Annotated in this window: 23 protein-coding genes; 19 read left to right on the top strand and 4 right to left on the bottom strand. The window is 61.3% G+C overall.

Annotation, left to right across the window (positions count from 1 at the left end; genetic code table 11):
* Window positions 1–37: 37 nt before the first annotated feature.
* The 7 genes from HX823_RS01715 to HX823_RS01685 all read left to right on the top strand — a co-directional run bounded on the left by HX823_RS01715 (window position 38) and on the right by HX823_RS01685 (window position 5,545).
* Window positions 38–634 carry a septation protein A gene (locus tag HX823_RS01715; protein WP_016975424.1) on the top strand — a complete coding sequence of 199 codons (597 nt, stop codon included), beginning with the start codon at window positions 38–40 and terminating at the stop codon, window positions 632–634.
* A gap of 1 nt (window position 635) precedes the next feature.
* Window positions 636–935 (top strand): YciI family protein, encoded by a 300-nt coding sequence (locus tag HX823_RS01710; RefSeq protein ID WP_177073980.1) that lies wholly within the window; start codon window positions 636–638, stop codon window positions 933–935.
* A gap of 106 nt (window positions 936–1,041) precedes the next feature.
* Entirely contained in the window at window positions 1,042–1,449 is a 408-nt protein-coding gene (locus HX823_RS01705) for a hypothetical protein (protein ID WP_038851591.1), read from the top strand.
* Between the two features lie 7 nt (window positions 1,450–1,456).
* Window positions 1,457–2,134: a response regulator transcription factor gene (locus HX823_RS01700; protein WP_003193803.1), complete on the top strand. Its 678-nt coding sequence runs from the start codon at window positions 1,457–1,459 to the stop codon at window positions 2,132–2,134.
* A gap of 144 nt (window positions 2,135–2,278) precedes the next feature.
* Entirely contained in the window at window positions 2,279–2,743 is a 465-nt protein-coding gene (locus tag HX823_RS01695) for an LTXXQ domain-containing protein (RefSeq protein WP_016975427.1), read from the top strand.
* 68 nt (window positions 2,744–2,811) lie between these two features.
* Window positions 2,812–4,155, top strand: coding sequence for a HAMP domain-containing sensor histidine kinase (locus tag HX823_RS01690; RefSeq protein ID WP_033896350.1), 1,344 nt, complete (start codon window positions 2,812–2,814; stop codon window positions 4,153–4,155).
* A 40-nt stretch (window positions 4,156–4,195) separates the two neighbouring features.
* Window positions 4,196–5,545, top strand: coding sequence for a CoA transferase (locus tag HX823_RS01685; protein ID WP_038851589.1), 1,350 nt, complete (start codon window positions 4,196–4,198; stop codon window positions 5,543–5,545).
* Window positions 5,546–5,659: 114 nt separating this feature from the next.
* Here HX823_RS01685 and HX823_RS01680 read toward each other — a convergent pair whose 3' ends face one another.
* Entirely contained in the window at window positions 5,660–6,523 is an 864-nt protein-coding gene (locus tag HX823_RS01680) for a DNA-3-methyladenine glycosylase (RefSeq protein ID WP_177073979.1), read from the bottom strand.
* Window positions 6,520–7,947, bottom strand: a complete 1,428-nt coding sequence (arcD, locus tag HX823_RS01675; protein ID WP_177073978.1) for an arginine-ornithine antiporter — start codon at window positions 7,945–7,947, stop codon at window positions 6,520–6,522. The genes HX823_RS01680 and arcD (HX823_RS01675) overlap by 4 nt, the downstream gene beginning before the upstream one ends.
* Window positions 7,948–8,394: 447 nt before the next feature.
* Between arcD (HX823_RS01675) and arcD (HX823_RS01670) the strand changes: the two genes are divergently transcribed.
* From arcD (HX823_RS01670) to HX823_RS01615, 12 genes are all read left to right on the top strand, one after another.
* The gene (gene arcD, locus HX823_RS01670; protein ID WP_038851585.1) at window positions 8,395–9,822 is read left to right on the top strand and encodes an arginine-ornithine antiporter; all 1,428 of its coding nucleotides are present in this window, start codon (window positions 8,395–8,397) and stop codon (window positions 9,820–9,822) included.
* Window positions 9,823–9,855: 33 nt separating this feature from the next.
* Entirely contained in the window at window positions 9,856–11,112 is a 1,257-nt protein-coding gene (gene arcA, locus HX823_RS01665; protein ID WP_016975433.1) for an arginine deiminase, read from the top strand.
* A gap of 69 nt (window positions 11,113–11,181) precedes the next feature.
* Window positions 11,182–12,192 (top strand): ornithine carbamoyltransferase, encoded by a 1,011-nt coding sequence (locus tag HX823_RS01660; protein ID WP_177073977.1) that lies wholly within the window; start codon window positions 11,182–11,184, stop codon window positions 12,190–12,192.
* A 97-nt stretch (window positions 12,193–12,289) separates the two neighbouring features.
* Window positions 12,290–13,219: a carbamate kinase gene (gene arcC / locus HX823_RS01655; protein ID WP_177004775.1), complete on the top strand. Its 930-nt coding sequence runs from the start codon at window positions 12,290–12,292 to the stop codon at window positions 13,217–13,219.
* An 18-nt stretch (window positions 13,220–13,237) separates the two neighbouring features.
* On the top strand, window positions 13,238–13,600 hold the full coding sequence (locus HX823_RS01650) for a DUF5064 family protein (protein ID WP_095017426.1): 363 nt from the start codon (window positions 13,238–13,240) through the stop codon (window positions 13,598–13,600).
* A 208-nt stretch (window positions 13,601–13,808) separates the two neighbouring features.
* A complete protein-coding gene (locus HX823_RS01645; protein WP_016975437.1) occupies window positions 13,809–15,317 on the top strand; it encodes a sigma-54-dependent transcriptional regulator in 1,509 nt (502 codons plus the stop codon).
* A 271-nt stretch (window positions 15,318–15,588) separates the two neighbouring features.
* Window positions 15,589–15,972, top strand: a complete 384-nt coding sequence (gcvH, locus tag HX823_RS01640) for a glycine cleavage system protein GcvH (RefSeq protein ID WP_010208126.1) — start codon at window positions 15,589–15,591, stop codon at window positions 15,970–15,972.
* Window positions 15,973–15,982: 10 nt separating this feature from the next.
* Window positions 15,983–18,820, top strand: a complete 2,838-nt coding sequence (gene gcvP / locus HX823_RS01635; RefSeq protein ID WP_177073976.1) for an aminomethyl-transferring glycine dehydrogenase — start codon at window positions 15,983–15,985, stop codon at window positions 18,818–18,820.
* Between the two features lie 161 nt (window positions 18,821–18,981).
* Window positions 18,982–20,358, top strand: a complete 1,377-nt coding sequence (locus HX823_RS01630; RefSeq protein ID WP_177073975.1) for an L-serine ammonia-lyase — start codon at window positions 18,982–18,984, stop codon at window positions 20,356–20,358.
* A 39-nt stretch (window positions 20,359–20,397) separates the two neighbouring features.
* On the top strand, window positions 20,398–21,522 hold the full coding sequence (gene gcvT, locus HX823_RS01625) for a glycine cleavage system aminomethyltransferase GcvT (RefSeq protein ID WP_177073974.1): 1,125 nt from the start codon (window positions 20,398–20,400) through the stop codon (window positions 21,520–21,522).
* A gap of 393 nt (window positions 21,523–21,915) precedes the next feature.
* The gene (locus HX823_RS01620) at window positions 21,916–22,128 is read left to right on the top strand and encodes a cold-shock protein (RefSeq protein ID WP_003365337.1); all 213 of its coding nucleotides are present in this window, start codon (window positions 21,916–21,918) and stop codon (window positions 22,126–22,128) included.
* A 95-nt stretch (window positions 22,129–22,223) separates the two neighbouring features.
* Complete coding sequence (locus HX823_RS01615; RefSeq protein ID WP_028617737.1) at window positions 22,224–22,712, top strand: RDD family protein; 489 nt, start codon at window positions 22,224–22,226, stop codon at window positions 22,710–22,712.
* Window positions 22,713–22,716: 4 nt separating this feature from the next.
* Here the strand turns inward: HX823_RS01615 and nadA are convergent, their stop codons facing one another.
* Together nadA and HX823_RS01605 are read right to left on the bottom strand one after the other, a co-directional pair.
* Complete coding sequence (nadA, locus tag HX823_RS01610) at window positions 22,717–23,775, bottom strand: quinolinate synthase NadA (RefSeq protein ID WP_038845978.1); 1,059 nt, start codon at window positions 23,773–23,775, stop codon at window positions 22,717–22,719.
* Between the two features lie 234 nt (window positions 23,776–24,009).
* Complete coding sequence (locus HX823_RS01605) at window positions 24,010–25,584, bottom strand: lactate dehydrogenase (RefSeq protein WP_256349944.1); 1,575 nt, start codon at window positions 25,582–25,584, stop codon at window positions 24,010–24,012.
* Window positions 25,585–25,668: the final 84 nt, after the last annotated feature.

The following is a 25,668-nucleotide window of genomic DNA, read 5'->3' as shown; positions in this document are numbered from 1 at the left end:
GTTATTATGCCGCCACATCCAGCTTCTGGCTCTTACTGTGAAACAATTCATCGACTTCATCCCGCTGTTGCTGTTTTTCATCGTTACCAAACTCGACCCCAGGGTCATCGATATCGCCGGTCACCCGGTGTCGTTCGGGGGCATCTACAGCGCCACCGCCGTCCTGATCATCAGCTCTATCGTCGTCTACGGCGCTATCTTCATCTCCCAGCGCAAGCTGGAAAAAAGCCAATGGCTCACCCTCATTGCCTGCCTGGTATTCGGCGGCCTGACCCTGGCCTTCCACAGCGAAACCTTCCTTAAATGGAAAGCGCCGGTGGTGAACTGGTTGTTCGCGCTGGTGTTTACCGGCAGCCACTTCATCGGTGACCGCCTGCTGATCAAGCGGATCATGGGCCACGCGCTGACCCTGCCGGAGCCCGTGTGGACACGCTTGAACGTGGCCTGGATCGTGTTCTTCCTGTTCTGCGGCGCCGCCAACCTGTTCGTGGCCTTTACCTTCCAGGATTACTGGGTCGACTTCAAAGTGTTCGGCAGCCTGGCCATGACCGTGTTGTTCCTGGTGGGCCAGGGCATCTACCTGTCGCGCCACCTGCATGACGTTGCCCCTACCACGCCAAAAACCGAGGACTGACATGCTCTACGCCATCATTGCCACCGACGTGGCCAATTCGCTGGAAAAACGCCTGAGCGTACGCCCGGCCCATGTCGAGCGCCTCAAGCAGCTGCAGGCCGAAGGCCGTATCGTGCTGGCCGGCCCGCACCCGGCGGTAGACAGCAACGACCCAGGCGATGCCGGTTTCACCGGTAGCCTCATCGTCGCCGAGTTCACCTCCCTGGCCGATGCCCAGGCCTGGGCGAAGGCTGATCCTTACGTGGCGGCCGGCGTTTACGCGGACGTCGTGATCAAGCCGTTCAAGCAAGTCTTGCCTTGATAACGGCCGCGCCGAACCTAATCGGTTCGGCGCATGCCTAATTGCTCATTATTCTCGGTACCCTGCCGACAACGTTCTGAATATTCGTGTGGAATCAGGAGTTCCGATGCGCTTACGTCAGTTGTGTCTGTTGGCAGTGGTAATGATCGGGGCTTCGGCCCACGCTGAAGAAACCTCGAACACCGGCAGTTCCACGCCCCTGTCCTTGAGTGCTGGCGCCCAGATCACCGAGTTGCAGCAACGTTTGAAAGAAAGCGAACGCCAGCGTGAAGAACTGAGCAAGCAACTGCAAAGCGCAGATGCTACCCGCGAAAGCGCCCAATTGAGTCGCCTTCGCCAAGAGAACCAACGCCTGGCCCAGCAACTCAAAGATACACAGGGCGGCGCCTTGACCCGCTGGCTGACCGAGCAACAACAGTGGTTCGTCACCGGTGGGGCCGTCGCACTGATCGCCCTGCTGTGCGGGATCTTCGCCAGCGGGGGGCACCGTCGCCGTCGACAATGGCTAAATTGAGTGAGTCATGAGCGAGCTGTTACTGATAGATGATGACCAGGAGCTCTGTGAGCTGCTGACCAGTTGGTTGAGCCAGGAAGGCTTTCAGGTGCGCGCCTGCCATGACGGCTTGAGTGCGCGCAAAGCCTTGGCCGACAGCGCCCCGGCTGCGGTGGTGCTCGACGTGATGCTGCCCGACGGCAGCGGCCTTGAATTGCTCAAGCAATTGCGTAACGACCACCCGGAACTGCCGGTGCTGATGCTCTCGGCCCGTGGAGAACCACTGGACCGCATCCTCGGCCTGGAACTGGGCGCCGACGATTACCTGGCCAAGCCCTGCGACCCACGCGAGCTGACCGCCCGCCTGCGCGCCGTATTGCGCCGCAGCCATCCGGCCGCCGTGTCGACCCAGCTGGAATTGGGCGACCTGTGCTTCAGCCCGGTGCGCGGCGTGGTCAGCATCGACGAACAGGAGTTCGCCCTTACCGTTTCCGAAAGCCGCCTGCTGGAAGCCTTGCTGCGCCAGCCCGGTGAACCGCTGGACAAGCAGGAACTGGCGCAGATCGCCCTGGGCCGCAAGCTGACCCTTTACGATCGCAGCCTGGACATGCACGTCAGCAACCTGCGCAAAAAGATCGGCCCACACCCGGATGGCCGGCCACGGATCGTGGCGTTGCGTAGCCGGGGCTACTACTACAGTCTTTGAAATCGGGAGCCCTGGGCTCCTGGTTTTGTCAGCTCCCCCCAAATCGTCTTTACCCAAGCTTTACCCACACCTGACCGCCGCTGACCTTGATCTCCGTAATCTACTCACATCCGGACTCACCGGAATAGAGACAGGAGAATCACCATGCGCAAGACCCTTATCGCTTTGATGTTCGCCGCTGCCCTGCCCACCGTTGCCATGGCGGCAATGCCTGAAGGCCCAGGCCCGATGGGCGGCCCGGAAGGCCACATGATGGGTGGCCCGGGCCACGGCGGTGAACACGGTCCGCGTGGCAAAGGCGGCCCTTTCAGCCAACTGGACCTGAGCAAGGAACAGCGCCAGCAGATCGGCAAGTTGATGGGCGACCAATGGCACGCTCGCAAAGACCTGACCAAGAAGTACTTGGACAAACTGCCAGCCGCTGACCAGAAAGCCATGCAGGACGAAATCGCCGCCGGCAAGCAGAAAACCCAGGCGGACATTCGTGCGGTGCTCAAGCCTGACCAGCAGAAGAAATTCGACGAGATCGTCAAGCAGCAGGAACAGCGTCGCGCCGAATGGAAGGAATTCCAGGCCTGGAAAGCGCAACAGCCGCAAAAAGCGCAATAATGCACCCGCGTTAACGCTCCCAGCCCAGTGGCCACCGCCACTGGGCTTTTCCTGTTTGAGGGTTTCCTGTGCGTTCATTGTTCTGGCGCATCCTGGCCAGTTTCTGGCTGGCCATCGCCTTGGTTGCCGGGTTGTCGATCCTGCTTGGGCACATGCTCAATCAAGATGCCTGGATTCTCAGCCGTCACCCCGGCCTCAATAACCTGGCCGAAGAGTGGACCCAACTCTACGAAGCCCAGGGCGAGGACGCGGCGCAGGATTTGCTGCAACAACGCAAACGCCAGTACCACATCGACGTACAAGTGCTGAATGAAAGCGGCGAGCCGGTGGTGCGCGGCACCTTCCCGCGCCGCGCCGCCGCTTTCGAAGCGCGCCAGAATGACAGCCAGGACGGCCACTTGCCCTGGCGCCGCCTGACCGCCGAGTACACCAGCGAAAAGACCGGTGACACGTACTTGCTGATCTACCGCATCCCCCACCCGGAACTCGACGCCTGGCACCGCAGCAGCCTTCTGTGGCCGTTGAGTGCACTGGCGATTGCGCTGGTCGTGCTGACCCTGTTCAGCCTGTTGGTGACGCTGTCCATCACCCGTCCCCTCAGCCGTTTACGCGGCGCGGTGCACGACCTTGGCCAAGCCACCTATCAGCAAAACAGCCTGGCGCGCCTGGCCAACCGTCGCGATGAATTCGGCGTGCTGGCCACCGATTTCAACCGCATGGGCGCCCGCCTGCAAAGCCTGATCGGCAGCCAGCGCCAGTTGCTGCGCGACGTGTCCCACGAGTTGCGCTCACCCTTGGCACGTTTGCGTATCGCCCTGGCCCTGGCCGAACGCGCCAGCCCCGAAGAGCGGGAAAAGCTCTGGCCGCGCCTGACCCGCGAGTGCGACCGACTCGAAGCCCTGATCAGTGAAATTCTGGTACTGGCCCGCGTTGATGCCGACAACGCCAGCGCCGAAGAAGTCGACCTCACCGTCTTGCTCAAAACCTTGCAAAAAGACGCCCAGCTCGGCGCGCCGGACCAGGTGGTGCAACTGAACGCCGACACCGACCTGAACCTGAAGGGCTGGCCGACCATGATCGAACGCGCGGTGGATAACCTGCTGCGCAATGCCCAGCGCTTCAATCCACAGGGCCAACCGATTGAACTGCACGCCCAGCGTCAGGGTGATCGGATCCTGATCAGCGTGCGCGACCACGGACCCGGTGTTGACACCGAACACTTGAGCCAGCTGGGCGAACCCTTTTACCGCGCCCCCGGCCAGACCGCACAAGGCCATGGCCTGGGCCTGGCGATTGCGCGTCGCGCCGCCGAGCGCCATGGCGGCAGCTTGATCCTGGCCAACCATCCCGACGGCGGTTTTGTTGCCAGCATCGACCTGCCGTTGGAACCAGGGGTTGTCACACCGGCCTGATGATCTTCTATAGTGGCCCTTCTCTTACGGAGGGCCTTTGATGACTGACCTGCTGACTCCCATCCAAGCCGCACTCGCTCTACCGCAAACACCACTGACCTTTACCGAAGCCGGCGCCCTGCCCTCGACCTTCGCCGTGACTGAGCTGGCCAGCGCCAGCATCGGTGCCGCTGGCCAGGCGGTGGCGCAGTTGATCCAACAACAGACCGGGCGCCTGCCCAGCGTCACAGTGGACCGGCGCCTCGCGTCCTTTTGGTTTTCTTCTTCGATCCGCCCGGTGGGCTGGCAAGTACCGCCGCTGTGGGACCCGGTGGCCGGCGACTACGCCAGCGCCGATGGCTGGATTCGCCTGCACACCAATGCGCCCCATCACCGCGCGGCGGCCGAGCGTGTGCTGGGCAAGGTGACCGACCGGGCCGAAATGGCCGCCAAGGTTGCCAAATGGAATGCCGCCGAACTGGAACAGGCGATTGTCGATGAGGGCGGTTGCGCCGCGCAGATGCGTGACTGGCAAGCCTGGCAAGCCCACCCCCAAGGGTTGGCGGTGAATGCCGAGGAACTGGTGCAGCGCCAGACCTTTGCAACCACCACCGACAAGCCCTGGCTCGGCTCGGTTGCGCGGCCACTGGCGGGCCTCAAGGTATTGGACCTGACTCGCGTGTTGGCCGGCCCCGTCGCCAGTCGTTTTCTTGCAGGCCTGGGCGCTGACGTGCTGCGCATCGACTCGCCCACCTGGAACGAACCCGGCGTAGTACCGGAAATGACCCTGGGCAAACGCTGCGCCCGCCTGGATCTGAAAAGCCCGGAAGGCCGGCAGGTTTTCGAAGACCTGCTCAAGGAAGCGGACATCCTGTTCCACGGCTACCGCGCCGATGCCCTGGAACAGTTGGGCTACACCTGCGACGCACTGCAAACCCTCGCCCCCGGGCTGATCGACGTGAGCCTCAACGCCTACGGCTGGAGCGGCCCGTGGCGCAACCGCCGGGGTTTCGACAGCCTGGTGCAGATGAGCAGCGGAATCGCCGCCGCCGGCATGGCCTGGAAACAGTCGGACAAACCGCTGCCCCTGCCGTTGCAGGCGCTGGATCACGCCACCGGGTATTTGATGGCAGCCAGTGCGATTCAAGCATTGAGCGAACGGTTGAAGTCCGGGCGTGGTGGCGCGGCGCGGTTGTCATTGGCGCGAACGGCGAGCTTGTTGGTGGAGGCTGGACAAGTGCCGGAGCAGCCAGGGTTACGCGCCGAAGAGCCTACGGATCAAGGGGTATTGATGGAACAGACAGCCTGGGGCCAGGCACATCGAATATTGCCACCGGTGACCATCAGCGGCACGCCGTTGCAGTGGGATTTGCCGGCTGGGGAATTGGGCTCACATCGGCCTCAGTGGTGACCTTGAGTCCGCATTCGCGAGCAAGCCCGCTCCCACATTTTGACCGAGTACCTCCAGGGAATGCAGTCGAATGTGGGAGCGGGCTTGCTCGCGAAGAGGCCAGTACAGGCACTCTTAATCCGCCCGCTGCAACGACGTCCACAAGTGCTGCGCCGCATACGCCCGGAGCGGGCGCCAAGCCTCAGCCCGCGCCAACAACTGCCGCGCCGAAACCGGCCCACCTTCCAATGCCACCAGCGCATTGATCAACCCGATATCCCCCGACGCAAATGCATCCGCCTCGCGCATCTGGCGCATGGCGATGTACTGCGCGGTCCAATCACCAATGCCTGGCAACGCCACCAACCGCGCCACACCGGCCTTGAGGCTGGCCTGGGGTTCGAACAATCGAGGATCATTCAGCAACGCCTGGGCCACGCCCGACAAGGTCCGCCCACGCGCCTTGGGCATGCCCAGCGTCGCCAGGTCCGCCGCCGCCAACACCTCGGAGGTGGGAAACACATGGGTGATTCCGGCATGCGGGGTTTCCAGTGGCTGGCCGTATTGAGTCACCAACTTGCCAGCCAGACGAATCGCGGCCACCACAGTGATTAGCTGGCCCAGCACCGCGCGAATCGCCAGTTCCAGGCCATCCCAGGTGCCCGGCACACGCAAGCCCGGACGCGCTGCGACCAGTTGCGCCATCAACGGGTCCGTCGCCAGTTGCGGGTTGATCAACTGGGGTTGGGCATCCAGATCAAACATCGTGCGCAGGCGCCGTTCGATTTCAGGCAGCGCTGCCGCTTCTGGAAAATCCACCTCCACGTCGAGCCAATCGCCATCCCCCATTGCCACACTGATCCAGCCCTGCTGCCCACCGAGGCTGATACTGCGCCGGTACACGCCCGCCTCGACCGTCTCCATCCCGCCGATCGCCCGCGCCGACAGAAACCCCACCATTGCCGCCCAGTCGTAGGGCGGCTGATACGCCAGTTTCACAACGACAATACCCCGCTGTACAACCCATACGCCGCCAGCCCTGCGCCGGCGATCACGCAGCTGAAAATGCCTTTTTCCATGAGGGTAAACAAGGGCTGGCCCTGCTCACGCTTGGCGAGGGCAAACAGGATCACGCCCGGCGCATACAACAACGCCGACAGCAGCAGGTATTTCAAGCCCCCGGCGTAGAGCAGCCACACCGCGTAGCCGAGGGCAATCAGGCCGACCAGCAGGTCCTTCATCCGTTGGCCGTGGGCGCCTTCATAGGTTTCGCCGCGCCCGCTCAACAGCACCGCATAGGCCGCCGACCACAGGTAGGGCACCAGGATCATCGACGAGGCCAGGTAGATCAGGGTGGTGTAGGTGCTGTGGGAAAACAGCGTGATCACCAGGAACAGCTGGATCATCACATTGGTCAGCCACAGCGCATTGACCGGCACCTGATTGACGTTTTCCTTTTTCAGGAAGGCCGGCATGGTCTTGTCATGGGCGGTGGCGTAGAGGATTTCCGCGCAGAGCAGCGCCCACGACAATAAGGCGCCGAGCAGAGACACTGCCAAACCGATGCTGATCGCCATCGCCCCCCAGGGGCCGACGATATGTTCCAGCACACCCGCCAGGGACGGGTTTTGTAATTGCGCCAGTTCCGGCTGGCTCATGATGCCCAACGACAGCACGTTCACCAGCACCAGCAACGCCAGCACACCCAGGAAGCCGATCACCGTGGCGCGGCCCACATCCGAGCGTTTCTCAGCCCGCGCCGAGTAGACACTGGCGCCTTCGATGCCGATAAACACAAACACGGTGACCAGCATCATGTTGCGCACCTGGTCCACCACGCTGCCGATCTTCGGGTTGCCCAGGCCCCAGATATCGCGGGTGAAGATATCCGCCTTGAACGCCACGGCGGCGATCACGATGAACATCAGCAGCGGCACAATCTTGGCCACGGTGGTGATCTGGTTGATGAACGCCGCCTCCTTGATCCCCCGCATCACCAGGAAATGCACGGCCCACAGCAACAAGGATGCACAGCCGATGGCCACCGGTGTGTTGCCCTGGCCGAACACCGGAAAAAAGTAGCCGAGGGTACTAAATAGCAACACGAAGTAACCCACGTTGCCCATCCAGGCGCTGATCCAGTAGCCCCAAGCCGATGAAAACCCCATGTAGTCGCCGAAACCCGCCTTGGCGTAGGCGTACACACCCGAATCCAATTCGGGCTTGCGATTGGCCAAGGTCTGGAACACGAACGCCAGGGTCAACATGCCGACCGCGGTGATTGCCCAACCGATCAGCACGGCCCCCACCTCGGCGCGGGCAGCCATGTTCTGCGGCAAGGAAAAAATCCCGCCGCCGATCATCGAGCCCACCACCAGGGCGATCAAGGCGCTGAGTCGAAGTTTCTGGACCGGTTGGGACATACACACTCCTGGTCAATAACTGTTTGAGCCGACAACCGTGCACTCAACTAATTAACTCAGCGAGTGTAGCGTTTATTAGAGAAGGCGATAAAACCGACACGCTCATAACGTAATGGCCTGTCAAATATTCACGTTTAGGCTTATTTAGAATTTAAATAACACATCACACTAACGCTTATAGCGCTTTGGTGAAACTTCGTTCAAAAAGTTTGCACATCTGGAAATACGGTCTAGCTTCAAACGTCCACGGACCTGACTAATAGATTAACCATAAAGCGAGAGAAGCGCTCTGCAAAGCACCTCTCCGAGGATTTATATCGCCCACGAGTTTCCAGCCTAAGTCATTAATTCACAATGGAATGTGCCAATGAAGTGATCTGAGTCAGCTGTTTGAATAGCGCACGGAATTATTCTGTGGTCTCTCTTCTCCTGCATTGGAGTTATGCAATGTCTGAATCTCCCGGAAAACTTCGACTCGGCGCACTGGTTGCACTTGTCGTGGGCTCGATGATTGGCGGCGGGATCTTCTCACTGCCGCAGAACATGGCCGCCAGCGCCGACGTCGGCGCGGTGTTGATTGGTTGGGTGATTACCGCCATCGGCATGTTGACCCTCGCGTTTGTGTTCCAGACCCTCGCCAACCGCAAGCCCGACCTCGACGGCGGCGTGTATGCCTATGCCAAGGCCGGGTTCGGCGACTACATGGGTTTCTCGTCTGCCTGGGGCTACTGGATCAGTGCCTGGCTGGGCAACGTCGGTTACTTCGTGTTGCTGTTCAGCACCCTCGGTTACTTCTTCCCGCTATTTGGAGAGGGAAATACCCCTGCTGCAGTGATCGGTGCCTCGGCGCTGCTGTGGGCCGTGCATTTCCTGGTATTGCGCGGCATCAAGGAAGCGGCGTTCATCAACCTGGTGACCACCGTCGCCAAGGTCGTACCGCTGGTGCTGTTCGTGTTGATCGCGCTGTTTGCGTTCAAGCTGGAGATCTTCACCGCTGACATCTGGGGCGTGAAAAACCCGGACCTGGGCAGTGTGATGAACCAGGTACGCAACATGATGCTGGTCACCGTCTGGGTGTTCATCGGCATCGAAGGCGCGAGCATCTTCTCGTCTCGTGCGGAAAAACGCTCCGACGTGGGCAAGGCCACCGTGATCGGCTTTATCACCGTGCTGCTGTTCCTGATGCTGGTGAACGTGCTGTCCCTGGGCATCATGACCCAACCGGAACTGGCCAAGCTGCAAAACCCGTCGATGGCCGCCGTGCTGGAGCATGTGGTAGGCCACTGGGGCGCGGTGCTGATCAGCGTCGGCCTGATCATCTCGCTGCTGGGGGCACTGCTGTCGTGGGTGCTGCTGTGTGCGGAGATCATGTTCGCCGCCGCCAAGGACCACACCATGCCGGAGTTCCTGCGCAAGGAGAACGCCAACCATGTGCCGGTCAACGCCCTGTGGCTGACCAACGCCATGGTGCAACTGTTCCTGGTGATCACGCTGTTTTCCGCCAGCACTTACCTGTCGCTGATCTACCTCGCCACCTCGATGATCCTGGTGCCTTACCTGTGGTCGGCGGCCTACGCGCTGCTGCTGGCGGTGCGCGGCGAGACCTACGAGAACGCCCTGAAAGAGCGCAAGAAAGACCTGTTCATCGGCGCCATCGCCCTGATCTACGCGATCTGGCTGCTCTACGCCGGCGGCACCAAATACCTGCTGCTCTCCGCCCTGCTCTACGCCCCCGGCGCAATCCTGTTCGCCAAGGCCAAGCGTGAACTGGGCAAACCGATTTTCACCAACGTCGAGAAGCTGATTTTCGCCGCAGTGGTCATTGGCGCCCTGGTGGCGGCCTATGGGCTCTACGACGGTTTCCTGACCCTGTAACACCTGAATCTTTTGTTCACTGGAGGATCTGTAATGACCACGGAAAAAGTGAAGTACGGCGTACATTCCGAAGCCGGCAAACTGCGCAAAGTCATGGTGTGCTCCCCAGGCTTGGCCCACCAGCGGCTGACCCCCAACAACTGCGATGAACTGCTGTTCGATGACGTGCTGTGGGTGGCCCAGGCCAAGCGCGACCATTTCGACTTTGTGACCAAGATGCGCGAGCGGGATATTGATGTGCTGGAAATGCACAACCTGCTCACCGACATCGTCGCCATCCCCGACGCGCTGGACTGGATCCTGGAACGCAAGATCACCGCCAACACCGTCGGCCTGGGCCTGGTGGATGAAGTCAGCTCCTGGCTGCGCAGCCTGGAGCCGCGCAAAATCAGTGAGTTCCTGATTGGTGGCGTGTCCGCCGATGACCTGCCGAGCAGCTTCGGTGGCAAGACCATCGAGATGTTCCGCGATTTCCTCGGGCATTCCAGCTTCATCCTGCCGCCGCTGCCCAACACTCAGTTCACCCGTGACACCACCTGCTGGATCTACGGCGGCGTGACGCTGAACCCGATGTACTGGCCGGCGCGACGTCAGGAAACCCTGCTGACCACCGCCATCTACAAGTTCCACCCGGAGTTCACCAACGCCGACTTCCAGATCTGGTACGGTGACCCCGACCAGGAACACGGCGCCTCCACCCTGGAAGGCGGCGACGTGATGCCCATCGGCAACGGCGTGGTCCTGATTGGCATGGGCGAGCGTTCGTCGCATCAGGCCATCGGTCAACTGGCGCGCAACCTGTTCAAGAACAAGGCAGTGGAAAAAGTCATCGTGGCCGGCCTGCCGAAATCCCGCGCCGCGATGCACCTGGACACCGTGTTCAGCTTCTGCGACCGCGACCTGGTCACCATCTTCCCCGAAGTGGTCAACCAGATCGTCGCCTTCACCCTGCGCCCTGACGAGAGCAAGCCTCACGGCATCGATATCCAACGCGAGAAAACCAACTTCCTCGACACCGTCGCCGCCGCCCTCGGCCTCAAGGCCCTGCGCGTCGTCGAAACCGGCGGCAACAGCTTCGCCGCTGAACGCGAGCAGTGGGACGACGGCAACAACGTGGTGGCCGTGGAGCCAGGTGTGGTGATCGGTTACGACCGCAACACCTACACCAACACCCTGCTGCGCAAGGCCGGCGTGGAAGTGATCACCATCAGCGCCGGTGAACTGGGCCGTGGCCGTGGCGGCGGCCACTGCATGACCTGCCCGATCATCCGCGACCCTATCGACTACTAAACGACCATCCACCCGGCGGCGCATATCCCGCGCCGACCGGGCCGATTACCGAATCCAAGGAGAATCATCATGGCGTTCAACATTCACAACCGCAGCCTGCTCAGCCTGGAACACCACACCCCGCGCGAGCTGCGCTACCTGCTGGACCTGTCCCGCGACCTCAAGCGCGCCAAGTACACCGGCACCGAACAGCAACACCTCAAAGGCAACAACATCGCGCTGATCTTCGAAAAAACCTCCACCCGCACCCGCTGCGCCTTCGAAGTAGCCGCCTATGACCAAGGCGCCAACGTCACCTACATCGACCCGGGCTCCTCGCAGATCGGCCACAAGGAAAGCATGAAGGACACCGCCCGCGTACTCGGGCGCATGTATGACGCCATCGAATACCGTGGCTTCAAGCAGGAGATCGTCGAAGAGCTGGCCAAGTTTGCCGGCGTGCCGGTGTTCAACGGCCTGACCGATGAATATCACCCTACCCAGATGATCGCCGACGTGCTGACCATGCGTGAACACGCCGACAAGCCGATCCACGAGATCAGCTACGCGTACCTTGGCGATGCCCGCAACAACATGGGCAACTCGCTGCTGCTGGTGGGCGCCAAGCTCGGCATGGACGTGCGCATCTGCGCGCCTAAAGCCCTGTGGCCCCACGATGACCTGGTCGGCCGCTGCAAGCAATACGCAGAAGAGAGCGGCGCGCGCATCACCCTCACCGAAGACCCGAAAGCCGCGGTCAAAGGCGTGGACTTCATCCACACCGACGTGTGGGTATCCATGGGTGAGCCCGTGGAAGCCTGGGCCGAGCGCATCGAACAACTGCTGCCGTACCAAGTGAACGCCGAGCTGATGAAAGCCACCGGCAACCCACGCACCAAGTTCATGCACTGCCTGCCGGCGTTCCACAACAGCGATACCAAGGTCGGCAAGCAGATTGCCGAGCAGTATCCGCACCTGGCCAATGGCATTGAAGTGACAGACGACGTGTTCGAGTCGCCGGCCTGCATCGCCTTCGAGCAAGCGGAAAACCGCATGCACACCATCAAGGCGATCCTGGTGTCGACCCTGGCCGACCTGTAAATAACTGAAGGAATACGGGGCAAATGTGGGAGCGGGCTTGCCCGCTCCCACATTGAGTCCCGTGTTCGCAACGCAGAATTACTGAAGGACAGACGCTATGCGTATCGTCGTTGCACTGGGCGGTAACGCCCTGCTCCGCCGTGGTGAACCCATGACTGCGGACAACCAACGCGCCAATATCCGAATTGCCACCGAACAGATCGCCAAGATCCACCCCGGCAACGAGCTGGTGATCGCCCACGGCAATGGCCCGCAGGTCGGCCTGCTGTCGTTGCAGGCGGCGGCCTACACCCAGGTCTCGCCGTACCCACTGGACGTGCTCGGCGCCGAGACCGAAGGCATGATCGGCTACATCATCGAACAGGAACTGGGCAACCTGCTGGACTTCGAAGTGCCCTTCGCCACCCTGCTCACCCAGGTCGAAGTAGACGCCAAGGACCCGGCGTTCAAGAACCCGACCAAGCCTATCGGCCCGGTGTACTCCAAGGCTGAAGCGGAGAAACTCGCCGCCGAAAAAGGCTGGGCCATTGCGCCGGACGGCGACAAGTACCGTCGAGTGGTCGCCAGCCCGCGCCCTAAACGCATCTTTGAAATCCGCCCGATCAAGTGGCTGCTGGAAAAAAGCAGCATCGTGATCTGCGCAGGTGGCGGCGGCATTCCTACGATGTACGGCGAGGACGGCAAGCTCAAGGGCATCGAAGCGGTGATCGACAAGGACCTGTGTTCGTCGCTGCTGGCCTCGCAGTTGGACGCCGATCTGCTGGTGATCGCCACCGACGTCAACGCGGCTTTTATCGATTTCGGCAAACCGACCCAAAAGGCCATCGGCCAGGCCCACCCCGACGAAATGGAAAAACTCGGTTTCGCCGCCGGCTCCATGGGCCCCAAGGTACAAGCTGCCTGCGAGTTCGCCCGCCAGACTGGCAAAACCGCCGTCATCGGTTCACTCTCGGACATCGAAGCCATCGTCCAGGGCAGCGCCGGTACACGCATCAGCACGGCAAAACCTGGCATCACCTATCTGTGAAGTAGAGGAGAGACGCCTATGGCCACCTTTGAACCGGGTCACTTGCACGTTGAACGCCATGCGCTGAACGCGCAGGACTACAGCTACAACCTGTGTATCGACTACGAAGTCAGCCAGGACCCCAAGGAAGGCAAGGGCATGCTGTTCAAGCTGCATGGCTCGGTGCAGGGCAAGGACCTCAAGGAAGAGTTCTTCCTGCCCAAGGACCAGGCGTTCGACTTTGCGCGGCACGCGATGAACATTGCGCAGAAGTACGGCATGCCGAAGATCGCCGTGTTGAACGGCTCGATGCACAAGCAGTACGACTTGATGTTCGAGGATGTGCGGCATCAGTTGGATGTGAAGCCGGGTGATCCGGTCAAGCCGGAACATTTGGAGTAAGAACAACGCAAATCCCTGTGGGAGCGGGCTTTTGTGGCGAGGGAGCTTGCTCCCGCTGGAGTGCGAAGCGCTCCCAGAATCTTGGGGCCGCTACGCAGCCCAGCGGGAGCAAGCTCCCTCGCCACAAAAGCCAGCTCCCACATTTTGATCTCCATCGTCAGCAAGGCATACTTGCCACCTCTCGCACCACAGAACCAAACGCCATCCCATGCGTATCCACGTCAGCTTCATCGACCGCGTCGGCATTACCCAGGAAGTCCTGGCCCTGCTCGGTGGGCGCAATCTCAACCTGGATGCGGTGGAAATGGTACCGCCCAACGTCTACATCGACGCGCCGACCCTGAGCGCCGAGGTGCTCGAAGAACTGCGCGACGCGCTGTTCAGCGTACAGGGCGTGCAAGCGGTGACCGTGGTGGACATCCTCCCCGGCCAACGTCGCCACCTGCAACTTGACGCCCTGTTGGCCGCCATGACCGACCCGGTGCTGGCGTTGGACAGCGCGGGCAAGATCCTGCTGGCCAACCCGGCGCTGATCGCCTTGTATGGTCGCGAGCCGGCGGGCGAAAGCATCAGCGAACTGTTCAATGACCCGAAGCTGCTCGACACCCTGCTGGAGCAAGGCTTTCGCTTGCCGCTGCGCGAGATCAGCGTCAACGGCCAGACCCTGCTGCTGGACGCCACGCCGATCACTGACGCCGGCGCCCTGCTCACCCTCTACCAACCCAACCGCATCGGCGAACAGCTTTCGGCGCTGCACCATGACCATGCCGAAGGCTTTGACGCGCTGCTCGGTGAATCCCCGGTCATCCGCACGCTCAAGGCCCGCGCCCAGCGGGTAGCGGCGTTGGATGCCCCGTTGTTGATCCAGGGCGAAACCGGCACCGGCAAAGAGCTGGTGGCACGCGCCTGCCATGCGATCAGCGCGCGCCACAGTGCGCCCTTCCTCGCATTGAACTGCGCGGCGCTGCCGGAGAACCTCGCGGAAAGTGAGCTGTTCGGTTATGCACCGGGCGCCTTTACCGGCGCGCAACGCGGTGGCAAGCCGGGGCTGATGGAGTTGGCCAACCAGGGCACGGTGTTTCTGGATGAGATCGGTGAGATGTCGCCGTACTTGCAGGCCAAGCTGCTGCGGTTTCTCAACGACGGCAGCTTCCGCCGCGTGGGCGGCGACCGTGAAGTGAAGGTCAATGTGCGCATCCTCAGCGCCACCCACCGCGACCTGGAAAAAATGGTCAGCGAAGGCACCTTTCGCGAAGACCTGTTCTATCGCCTCAACGTGCTCAACGTCGAAGTACCGCCATTGCGCGCACGCGGCCAGGACATCCTGTTGCTGGCCCGCTACTTCATGCAGCAGGCCTGTGCGCAGATCCAACGACCCGTCTGCCGCCTGGCACCCGGCACGTATCCGGCGCTGCTCGGCAACCGCTGGCCGGGCAACGTTCGGCAACTGCAGAACGTGATCTTCCGCGCCGCCGCCATCTGCGAAAGCAGCCTGGTGGACATTGGCGACCTGGATATCGCCGGCACGTCAGTGGCGCGCCAGAGCGACGGTGAAATCGACAGCCTCGAACAGGCGGTGGAAGACTTCGAGCGCAACCTGCTGGAAACGCTATACACCAGCTACCCTTCGACGCGCCAACTGGCCAGCCGGTTGCAGACCTCGCACACGGCGATTGCCCATCGCCTGCGCAAGTACGGCATCCCGAATAAGGTCTGAGAACGACATCAGCTGTACTGAAAGCGCTACAGCGTAACGATATCGATACAACCCTGTTTTTTGCGCGCCATGCAAGGCTTTGATCCGCATAGGCTTTTTTTCCTGCGCCCAGCTGTAGCGAAATCGCTACAGTCATAATGCATAACGCTATAACCAATTTTATTAACTCATTGATTTATAACGTTTAAATAAGATTGGCCGCGATATTGCTAAGCAACTCCCCATTATTCCAATCCCGTCCACCAGACGAATCTGGCCTTGAGGAGTTTCCATGAGCGAGTTGCGTTTCACTGAAGATCACGAATGGCTGCGCGCCGAAGCTGACGGCAGCGTCACCGTGGGTATCACCGCTTTCGCGCAGAACGCGCTGGGTGATGTGGTTTTCGTGCAACTGCCGGAGTTGCAGGCCTATGACAAGGGCGCCGAAGCGTCCACCGTTGAGTCGGTCAAAGCGGCCAGCGGCGTGTACATGCCTTTGGACGGTGAAGTCCTTGAAGTGAACGACAAATTGGATGGCAGCCCGGAGCTGGTCAACGAAGACCCGATGGGCGAAGGTTGGTTCTTCCGCTTTAAGCCGGCCGATGCCGGTGCAGTCGCTAAACTGTTGGATCAGGACGCGTACGACCGCCTGATCAAAGCCAACGCTGAAGCCTGAGGAGCGCGCCATGTCGATCAACATCAGCACCGCCAACGAATTCATCGCCCGCCACATCGGCCCGCGCCAGGAAGATGAGCAGCAGATGCTCGCCAGCCTGGGCTTCGACTCCCTGGAAGCGCTGAGCGCCAGCGTGATCCCGGAAAGCATCAAGGGCACCAGCGTGCTCGGCCTGGAAGACGGCCTGAGCGAAGCCGACGCACTGGCCAAGATCAAGGCCATCGCCGGCAAGAACCAACTGTTCAAGACCTACATCGGCCAGGGCTACTACAACTGCCACACACCGTCGCCGATCCTGCGCAACCTCCTCGAAAACCCGGCCTGGTACACCGCTTACACCCCGTATCAGCCAGAAATCTCCCAAGGCCGCCTGGAAGCGCTGCTGAACTTCCAGACCCTGATCAGCGACCTCACCGGCCTGCCGATCGCCAACGCCTCCCTGCTCGACGAAGCCACCGCCGCCGCCGAAGCCATGACCTTCTGCAAGCGCCTGAGCAAGAACAAAGGCAGCAACGCCTTCTTCGCCTCGATCCACAGCCACCCGCAAACCCTTGATGTGCTGCGCACCCGTGCCGAGCCTCTGGGGATTGAAGTAGTGGTCGGCGATGAGCGCGAACTGAGCGACGTCAGCCCGTTCTTCGGCGCCCTGCTGCAATACCCGGCCAGCAACGGTGACGTGTTCGACTACCGCGCACTGACCGAGCGCTTCCACGCCGCCAATGCCCTGGTGGCCGTGGCCGCCGACCTGCTGGCCCTGACCTTGCTGGCGCCTCCGGGCGAATTCGGCGCCGACGTGGCCATCGGCAGCGCGCAACGCTTCGGCGTGCCGCTGGGCTTTGGTGGCCCGCACGCGGCGTATTTCTCGACCAAGGATGCGTTCAAACGCGACATGCCGGGCCGCCTGGTCGGAGTGTCCGTCGACCGTTTCGGCAAGCCGGCCCTGCGCCTGGCCATGCAGACCCGCGAGCAACATATCCGCCGCGAGAAAGCCACGTCGAACATCTGCACCGCCCAGGTGCTGCTGGCCAACATCGCCAGCATGTACGCCGTGTACCACGGCCCCAAAGGCCTGACCCAGATTGCCCAGCGCGTGCACCAACTGACCGCGATCCTGGCCAAGGGCCTGACCGCCCTGGGCTTGAAGGTCGAGCAGCAGAACTTTTTCGACACGATTACCCTCAACACCGGCGCCAACACTGCCGCGCTGCACGACAAGGCGCGCGCCCAGCGCATCAACCTGCGTGTGGTGGATGGTGAGCATGTAGGTGTGTCGGTGGACGAAACCACCACCCAGGCCGATATCGAAACCCTGTGGGCGATCTTTGCCGACGGCAAGCCCCTGCCCGCTTTCGCCCAGACGGAAAGCACGCTGCCAGCCGCCCTACTGCGCCAGTCGCCAGTCCTCAGCCACCCGGTCTTCAACCGTTATCACTCCGAAACCGAGCTGATGCGCTACCTGCGCAAACTGGCCGACAAGGACCTGGCGCTGGACCGCACCATGATCCCGCTGGGCTCGTGCACCATGAAGCTCAACGCCGCCAGCGAAATGATCCCGGTGACCTGGGCCGAGTTTGGTGCCCTGCACCCGTTCGCCCCGGCCGAACAAAGCGCCGGCTACCTGGAGCTGACCTCCGACCTGGAAGCCATGCTCTGCGCCGCCACCGGTTACGACGCGATCTCCCTGCAGCCGAACGCCGGTTCCCAGGGCGAGTACGCGGGCCTCTTGGCCATTCGTGCCTATCACCAGAGCCGTGGCGATGAGCGCCGCGACATCTGCCTGATTCCCTCGTCGGCCCACGGCACCAACCCGGCCACCGCCAACATGGCGGGCATGCGCGTGGTCGTGACTGCGTGCGATGCACGCGGCAACGTCGACATCGAAGACCTGCGCGCCAAGGCCATCGAGCACCGCGACCACCTGGCCGCGCTGATGATCACCTACCCGTCCACCCACGGCGTGTTCGAAGAAGGCATCCGCGAAATCTGCGGCATCATTCACGACAACGGCGGCCAGGTGTACATCGACGGCGCCAACATGAACGCCATGGTCGGCCTGTGCGCACCGGGCAAGTTCGGCGGCGACGTGTCCCACCTGAACCTGCACAAGACCTTCTGCATCCCTCATGGCGGTGGCGGCCCGGGCGTCGGCCCGATTGGCGTCAAATCGCACCTCACGCCGTTCCTGCCAGGCCACGCGGCCATGGAACGCAAGGAAGGCGCGGTGTGTGCGGCGCCATTCGGCAGCGCGAGCATTTTGCCGATCACCTGGATGTACATCAGCATGATGGGCGGCGCGGGCCTCAAGCGCGCTTCGCAGCTGGCGATCCTGAATGCCAACTACATCTCCCGTCGCCTGGAAGAGCACTACCCCGTGCTCTACACCGGCAGCAACGGCCTGGTGGCGCACGAATGCATCCTGGATCTGCGCCCCCTCAAAGACAGCAGCGGCATCAGCGTGGACGACGTGGCCAAGCGCCTGATCGACTTCGGCTTCCATGCGCCGACCATGTCGTTCCCGGTGGCCGGCACCTTGATGATCGAGCCGACCGAAAGCGAATCCAAGGAAGAACTGGACCGCTTCTGCAACGCGATGATCGCCATCCGCGAAGAAATCCGCGCGGTGGAAAACGGTACCTTGGACAAGGACGACAACCCGTTGAAGAACGCCCCGCACACCGCTGCTGAACTGGTGAGTGACTGGACCCACCCGTACACCCGCGAGCAGGCGGTGTACCCGGTGCCGTCGTTGATCGAAGGCAAGTACTGGCCGCCGGTTGGGCGTGTGGATAACGTGTTTGGTGATCGCAACCTGGTGTGTGCGTGCCCGTCGATCGAGAGCTACGCATAACCTGAGACTGTACTCGGTCAAAAATGTGGGAGCGGGCTTGCTCGCGAATGCGGTCTGTCAGTTGATACAACTGTGATTGACCCACCGCTTTCGCGAGCAAGCCCGCTCCCACATTTGACCGAGCCAGGCTTAGAAAAATAATAAGAAACCGGAGAACAACCATGTCCCTTAGCGTGTTCGACCTGTTCAAGATTGGCATCGGCCCCTCCAGTTCCCACACCGTTGGCCCGATGCGTGCCGCCGCTCGGTTCGTCGAGGGCCTCAAGCGTGACGACCTGCTGAGCGCCACCACCAGCATCAAGGTGGAACTCTACGGATCGCTGGGCGCCACCGGTAAAGGCCACGGCAGCGACAAGGCTGTGTTGCTCGGCCTGGAAGGCGAACACCCGGACACCGTGAATACCGAAACCGTGGCCACCCGCCTGGCGCAGATGCGCAAGGACGGCCGCCTGAACCTGCTCGGCGAACACAGCATTGCGTTCAACGAGAAAGAACACTTGGCGATGATTCGCAAACCCCTCGCCTACCATCCCAACGGCATGATTTTCCGTGCCTTCGACGCCGCCACTATCCAGATCCGCAGCCGCGAGTACTACTCGGTCGGTGGTGGGTTTGTGGTGGATGAAGACGCCGCCGGCGCCGACCGGATTGTCGAGGACGCCACACCGCTGACCTTTCCCTTCAAGCATGCCAAAGACCTCCTCGGCCATTGCACCACCTACGGGTTGTCCATCAGCCAGGTGATGCTGACCAACGAGAGCGCCTGGCGCCCGGAAGCGGAAACCCGTGCCGGCCTGCTGAAGATCTGGCAGGTGATGCAGGACTGTGTGGATGCGGGCTGTCGCAACGAAGGGATTCTGCCCGGCGGCTTGAAGGTCAAGCGTCGCGCCGCGGCCCTGCATCGCCAGCTGTGCAAACACCCGGAGTCGGCGCTGCGCGACCCATTGTCGGTACTCGACTGGGTCAACCTTTACGCCCTGGCCGTCAATGAAGAAAACGCCAACGGCGGCCGCGTGGTCACGGCGCCCACCAACGGCGCGGCGGGCATCGTGCCGGCGGTGCTGCATTACTACATGCGCTTTATCCCCGGCGCGAACGAAGACGGTGTGGTGCGCTTCCTGCTCACCGCCGCTGCCATCGGCATTCTGTACAAGGAAAACGCGTCGATCTCCGGCGCCGAAGTCGGCTGTCAGGGCGAGGTCGGCGTGGCCTGTTCCATGGCCGCCGGAGCGTTGTGCGAAGTCCTGGGCGGCAGCGTTTCCCAGGTGGAAAACGCCGCTGAGATCGGCATGGAACACAACCTCGGCCTGACCTGCGACCCGATTGGCGGGCTGGTGCAGGTGCCGTGCATCGAGCGCAATGCGATGGGCTCGGTCAAGGCGATCAATGCGGTGCGCATGGCCTTGCGCGGCGATGGGCAGCACTTTGTGTCCCTCGACAAGGTCATCCGCACCATGCGCCAGACCGGCGCCGACATGAAAAGCAAATACAAGGAAACCGCCCGTGGCGGTTTGGCGGTCAACATTATCGAGTGCTGACGCCTAACGGCGCGCCAGCACGTTTTTCAGGAGCTGAATATGTCCACCGAAACCCTGTTGAAAACCCCTCTGCACGCCCTGCACATCGAACTGGGCGCGCGCATGGTGCCCTTCGCCGGCTACGACATGCCGGTGCAATACCCGTTGGGCGTGATGAAGGAACACCTGCACACCCGTGATCAGGCCGGGCTGTTCGACGTGTCCCACATGGGCCAGATCCGCCTCACCGGCGCCAATGCCGCCAAGGCCCTGGAAACCCTGGTGCCGGTCGACATCATCGACCTGCCGGTGGGCATGCAGCGCTACGCGATGTTCACCAACGACCAGGGCGGCATTCTCGATGACCTGATGGTGGCCAACCTGGGTAACGACGAACTGTTCCTGGTGGTCAACGCCGCCTGCAAGGACCAGGACCTGGCCCACCTGCGCCAACATATCGGCGACCAGTGCACCATCGAGCCACTGTTCGAAGAGCGCGCGTTGCTGGCCCTGCAAGGCCCGGCGGCAGTGAAGGTACTGGCGCGCCTGGCACCGGAAGTCACCAAGATGACCTTCATGCAGTTCGCCACGCTGCGCCTGCTGGGCGTGGACTGCTACGTCAGCCGCTCGGGCTACACCGGCGAAGACGGCTTTGAAATCTCCGTGCCTGCCGCCAATGCCGAAAGCCTCGCGCGCAGCCTGCTGGCCGAGACCGAAGTACAGGCCATCGGCCTGGGCGCCCGCGACTCGCTGCGCCTGGAAGCCGGCCTGTGCCTGTATGGCCATGACATGAACACCGACACCACACCAATCGAAGCCAGCCTGCTGTGGGCGATCTCCAAGGCCCGTCGTGCCGACGGCGCCCGTGCCGGTGGCTTCCCGGGTGCCGACAAAATCTTCACCCAGCAGCAAACCGGTGTGAACCGCAAACGTGTAGGTCTGTTGCCGCAAGAACGCACGCCGGTGCGTGAAGGCGCAGAAATCGTCGACGCCGACGGCACCGTGATCGGCAGCGTGTGCAGCGGCGGTTTCGGTCCGACCCTCGGCGGCCCGCTGGCCATGGGTTACCTGGACAGTGCTTTTACTGCACTGGATACCGAAGTCTCTGCGTTGGTACGTGGGAAAAAGGTGCCACTACGTGTAAGTAAAATGCCATTTGTGCCACAACGTTACTACCGTGGTTGATTGACTGTTTCTATAAGTAACGCGATTGCGTTAAAGCGCACTAATTTGTAACGCAATCGCCATAAAACAGTGCACTACCGATAGTCTTTCCTATAGGAATCAAGCTATAACAAGTGATCAACTCTATCGAATAAGTCGGATCCATACTATTCACCCAAGTGTCATAAGCCCCAGCAAAACCTGGGCTTTTGGCAGGGCTTGTTTTTTCTCCACTAGTTGGCGTAGAGTTTGCCCACTGTGTTTGCATGGGTCGCTTGGAACCTGGACCTGGGCAGTAGCTGAAGTAGTTGTGCTACAACCCGTTCGACGTCTCTTACTTTCCTGCAACCCAGCCCAGTACTCTTTCCTGCGAAAGGGGCTGTCATTAATTTTTAGCGTCAAGGAAATAAGAAAATGGCTGAACGTCAGAGCGGTACCGTCAAGTGGTTTAACGACGAGAAAGGGTTTGGTTTTATCACTCCAGAAAGCGGTCCGGATCTGTTCGTGCATTTCCGCGCTATTCAGGGCAACGGCTTCAAGAGCCTGAAAGAAGGCCAGAAAGTGACGTTCGTTGCTGTGCAAGGCCAAAAAGGCATGCAGGCTGACGAAGTACAAGCGGAAGGTTGATCCCTCCTGCGACAAAAAGCCCCTGATGGTGACATCAGGGGCTTTTTTATGTGCGTTTGCTCGTAAAATGGCTTTTTTCACAAGAGAGCCCTGCCATGTCAAAACCCCTGCTGAGCCCTCAAGGCGAATTTCCCGCCGTTGGCCTGGGCCGTCGCCTGGCAGCGATGTTCTATGACTTTCTGTTATGCACTGCACTGCTGATCGTCACCGCGTTCGCCTACAAGCTGATCTGGATCGCGTTTGTCGGTGAAGCCAAGATGCGCACCCTCACCGAGTCCGGCGCGCTGGACGGCGACCCGTTGCTGTCGACGATCCTGTTGTTTGTGCTGTTCGGCTTCTTTGCCAAGTTCTGGACCCATTCCGGGCAGACCCTGGGCATGCAGGTGTGGGGCGTGCGCGTGCAGAATGCCGATGGCTCACGGATCAGCCTGTGGCAGGCGCTGTTGCGCTTTGTGGTGTCGATTGCGTCGTGGTTGTGCGTGGGGCTGGGGTTTATCTGGTCGCTGGTTGATAAGCGCAAACGCAGCTGGCATGACATCTATTCCGACAGCCAGCTGGTTCGCATCCCCAAACAGAAAAAGTAACGACTCAGGCGTTGCCGGCCAGTTTCAGGCGGGCAGCCTGAGTGAAATCAAGCATGCGCTTGAGCGGGCGCACGGCCTGCGGGATCACTGAGGGCTCGACGAAGATCTCGTTGCTGCCCTCGCGCAGGCACTGCAGCGTGCGCTCCAGCGTGTTCATCGCCATCCACGGACAATGTGCGCAACTGCGGCACGCCGCGCCATTGCCGGCGGTAGGCGCCTCGACAAAGACCTTGTCCGGGCACAGCTGCTGCATCTTGTAGAAGATGCCGCGGTCGGTGGCGACGATGAAGGTCTTGTTCGGCAGGCGCTGGGCAGCCGCAATCAACTGGCTGGTCGAACCTACGGCGTCTGCCAGTTCAATCACCGAGGTCGGCGACTCTGGGTGCACCAAAATCGCTGCATCCGGGTACAGCGCCTTCATGTCTTCAAGCTGCTTGGACTTGAACTCTTCGTGGACGATGCAGGCACCGTCCCACAGCAGCATGTCAGCACCGGTCTGGCGCTGGATGTACGTGCCCAGGTGCTTGTCCGGGCCCCAGATAATTGTCTCGCCGTTGTCCATCAGGCTTTCGACGATTTCCAGCGCGCAACTGGATGTCACCACCCAATCCGCCCGGGCTTTGACCGCCGCCGAGGTGTTGGCGTACACCACCACGGTGCGCTCGGGATGTTGGTCGCAGAACGCCGAGAACTCCTCCACCGGGCAACCCAGGTCCAGGGAACACGTGGCTTCCAGGGTGGGCATGAGGATGCGTTTTTCGGGGGTGAGGATCTTGGCGGTCTCGCCCATGAAACGTACGCCGGCGACCAATACGGTCTTGGCCGGGTGGGCAGCGCCGAAGCGAGCCATTTCCAGGGAGTCGGAGACGCAGCCGCCGGTTTCTTCGGCCAGGGCCTGGATCACCGGGTCACAGTAGAAGTGGGCAACCAGCACCGCGTCTTGAGCCTTGAGCTCGGCGGCGATGGCGGTACGCAGGTTCGCCTCTTCAGCGGCGCTGAGGGCCTTGGGCTGCTTGGCGTCGAGGTGGGCTTGAACCAGAAGGCGTTCGGAAATTTGCGTCATGTTCGCAAGACCTGCAGGCGCAGTTGCGCGAAAGTCGAGTGTACCACCGGCTCTGGAGCCCTTCGGGCGCCGCCGGACGAAGTGATTGTGTTCATCAAGCACGGGTTAAGGTGAAGCTGCGCAAGGCTACAGAATATCCAAGGGTTTCAAAAGCCTAATCTGGCATTCGTCGGTGCGTCTGCCGGGCAAAAAAAAGGCGCCTCCATCACTGGAGACGCCTTTTTTACAGCCGCGTCAGCGTGCCAGTGCGGACGGATCTTCCTGCAACATTACCGAAGCATGCAGGCTGGCCAGGGCCTCCTTAACAGTGGACTCCTCCAGCGCATCCTTGGACTTCTTGCTTTCCTTGGCCGCGTATTCGAGCAACACCAGATAGTCGCGCTTGACCGACGCCTCTTTCGGCACCGTGGTGTCTTCCACCAACTTGCCCATCACATATTGCTGCGTGCGGGTGTTCTGGCTGGCACTTTGATCGAGGGTTGCACTGGCCAGCAGGCCGTCCTTGTAGGAGAGCTTGGCCGAACTGCTGGCCTTGTCCTGCACTTGTACGTAGCGATAGTTCTGCGACTCTGCGTTGCCGTCCAGGGCAGGCGCTTTGCCGCCCTTGAGCCCTTTATGGAAACTCGCGGAGAGGCTCGACTGCTGGTCCTGGCTGACACTGCGATCCAACAGGCTGTTGCCGCCGACGCGGGTCTTTTGCGAGACCTCGTAGGCGAAGCTGTCCACCTCAGACGGGCGCATCGGGTTAGGCGATTCGCTGGCCTGTTTGATGGATGCCTTGAAGTCCGCCAAGCCGGTCAGCAAGCCCTGGTCGGTCGAATTGCGTGTCAACGCTTCGGGCAGGGTAACGCCCTGTGGATAATGGCTGTTCATGGCGCTGAAGGCGTCTTTGAACATCGCCATCAGCTCTGGCTTGGCACTGCCGCGCTCCTGCGCCCGGTCGAATTGGGCGAGATAGCTTTGCAGGGCCTTGGCTTGTTGTTTGGCGTTGCCGAGGATCGCAGCGTTTTTCAGGTCGACGGCCAGGTTCAGCTCGCCGAGCGGGCCACTCATGCGGGTGGTGCGGCTTTGGCTATCGGCGTGGAAGGCCAGACTCAGGTCCTGGCCGTCCAGGGATTTGAGCGTGGCATTGAGGTCCACCGACGCCAGCAGGTTGGTGTCAAACTGCGTCAGTTGGCTCAGGTCGAGCTTCGGTGGCATTGCCGTCAACCCATCCACGGCGGACTGGAAGGCGCTGCCCAGTTTGCCGACGGCCTTGAGCTCCTCATCGGTCAAGGTGCCACCGTCTACCGTCGCTTGCACACCCAGGCCATCGATCTGGCTCGAGAGGCTGAAGGTGACGGTCTTGCCGCTGGCGGTTTTGATGCTGAGGCTGACCTGATTGTCGGCCTTGGTGTGCAGCAGGCCCTGATCAAGTTTGATTTCACCCGCGTTCGCCGCGCGGTCGGCACTCGCGAACATCACCGACTGGGAAACCGCTGCCCCGCCCTTGGCGAACTGCGAAATCAGGCCGGCGCCCAAGCCACTGAAGCGGTTGGCCGTCGACTGCGAATTGAAGTTGGTGTTGAGCGATTTGCTGAGCGCGTCCTGGCTGTCACTTTCCCAGGCGCGCACGGTTTCTTGACCCGGTAATTGTCCGCGACGGGAATAGGTGTCGGAAAGCGTATCGGAGACGACGTTGCCCAGGCTGACGACTGCAGAGGGCCTCTTCAGGCTGACTTCAACGTTGTGCGTCAGGGTTGCAGGCGGCGTTTCTGTCGGACGGGCGATAAGCGTATTGCCGGTATTAATAGGCGAAAGCGTGGTCATGACGATCCCTGTCTTGAGCTGGACAATGCTCAATTTAACCAAGACTTCGATCGATTGACAGCACGTAGATAGCAAAGAGCCATG

Source organism: Pseudomonas sp. P7759, assembly GCF_013386445.1.
In the GTDB taxonomy this organism is placed as follows: domain Bacteria; phylum Pseudomonadota; class Gammaproteobacteria; order Pseudomonadales; family Pseudomonadaceae; genus Aquipseudomonas; species Aquipseudomonas azotoformans_A.
Note: the sequence above shows the minus strand (reverse complement) of the source record. Positions and strands in the feature narration are given on the sequence as shown.

Excerpts from the sequence above, each read along its gene's own strand:
- HX823_RS01605 (WP_256349944.1), bottom strand. The coding sequence starts at position 25,584 with ATGACCACGCTTTCGCCTATTAATACCGGCAATACGCTTATCGCCCGT.
- HX823_RS01695 (WP_016975427.1), top strand. The coding sequence starts at position 2,279 with ATGCGCAAGACCCTTATCGCTTTGATGTTCGCCGCTGCCCTGCCCACC.
- arcD (WP_177073978.1), bottom strand. The coding sequence starts at position 7,947 with ATGTCCCAACCGGTCCAGAAACTTCGACTCAGCGCCTTGATCGCCCTG.
- HX823_RS01710 (WP_177073980.1), top strand. The coding sequence starts at position 636 with ATGCTCTACGCCATCATTGCCACCGACGTGGCCAATTCGCTGGAAAAA.
- HX823_RS01630 (WP_177073975.1), top strand. The coding sequence starts at position 18,982 with ATGTCCCTTAGCGTGTTCGACCTGTTCAAGATTGGCATCGGCCCCTCC.
- HX823_RS01645 (WP_016975437.1), top strand. The coding sequence starts at position 13,809 with ATGCGTATCCACGTCAGCTTCATCGACCGCGTCGGCATTACCCAGGAA.
- gcvH (WP_010208126.1), top strand. The coding sequence starts at position 15,589 with ATGAGCGAGTTGCGTTTCACTGAAGATCACGAATGGCTGCGCGCCGAA.
- HX823_RS01615 (WP_028617737.1), top strand. The coding sequence starts at position 22,224 with ATGTCAAAACCCCTGCTGAGCCCTCAAGGCGAATTTCCCGCCGTTGGC.
- HX823_RS01650 (WP_095017426.1), top strand. The coding sequence starts at position 13,238 with ATGGCCACCTTTGAACCGGGTCACTTGCACGTTGAACGCCATGCGCTG.
- arcA (WP_016975433.1), top strand. The coding sequence starts at position 9,856 with ATGACCACGGAAAAAGTGAAGTACGGCGTACATTCCGAAGCCGGCAAA.
- HX823_RS01620 (WP_003365337.1), top strand. The coding sequence starts at position 21,916 with ATGGCTGAACGTCAGAGCGGTACCGTCAAGTGGTTTAACGACGAGAAA.
- gcvT (WP_177073974.1), top strand. The coding sequence starts at position 20,398 with ATGTCCACCGAAACCCTGTTGAAAACCCCTCTGCACGCCCTGCACATC.
- HX823_RS01660 (WP_177073977.1), top strand. The coding sequence starts at position 11,182 with ATGGCGTTCAACATTCACAACCGCAGCCTGCTCAGCCTGGAACACCAC.
- arcD (WP_038851585.1), top strand. The coding sequence starts at position 8,395 with ATGTCTGAATCTCCCGGAAAACTTCGACTCGGCGCACTGGTTGCACTT.
- HX823_RS01700 (WP_003193803.1), top strand. The coding sequence starts at position 1,457 with ATGAGCGAGCTGTTACTGATAGATGATGACCAGGAGCTCTGTGAGCTG.
- HX823_RS01685 (WP_038851589.1), top strand. The coding sequence starts at position 4,196 with ATGACTGACCTGCTGACTCCCATCCAAGCCGCACTCGCTCTACCGCAA.
- arcC (WP_177004775.1), top strand. The coding sequence starts at position 12,290 with ATGCGTATCGTCGTTGCACTGGGCGGTAACGCCCTGCTCCGCCGTGGT.
- HX823_RS01705 (WP_038851591.1), top strand. The coding sequence starts at position 1,042 with ATGCGCTTACGTCAGTTGTGTCTGTTGGCAGTGGTAATGATCGGGGCT.
- nadA (WP_038845978.1), bottom strand. The coding sequence starts at position 23,775 with ATGACGCAAATTTCCGAACGCCTTCTGGTTCAAGCCCACCTCGACGCC.
- gcvP (WP_177073976.1), top strand. The coding sequence starts at position 15,983 with ATGTCGATCAACATCAGCACCGCCAACGAATTCATCGCCCGCCACATC.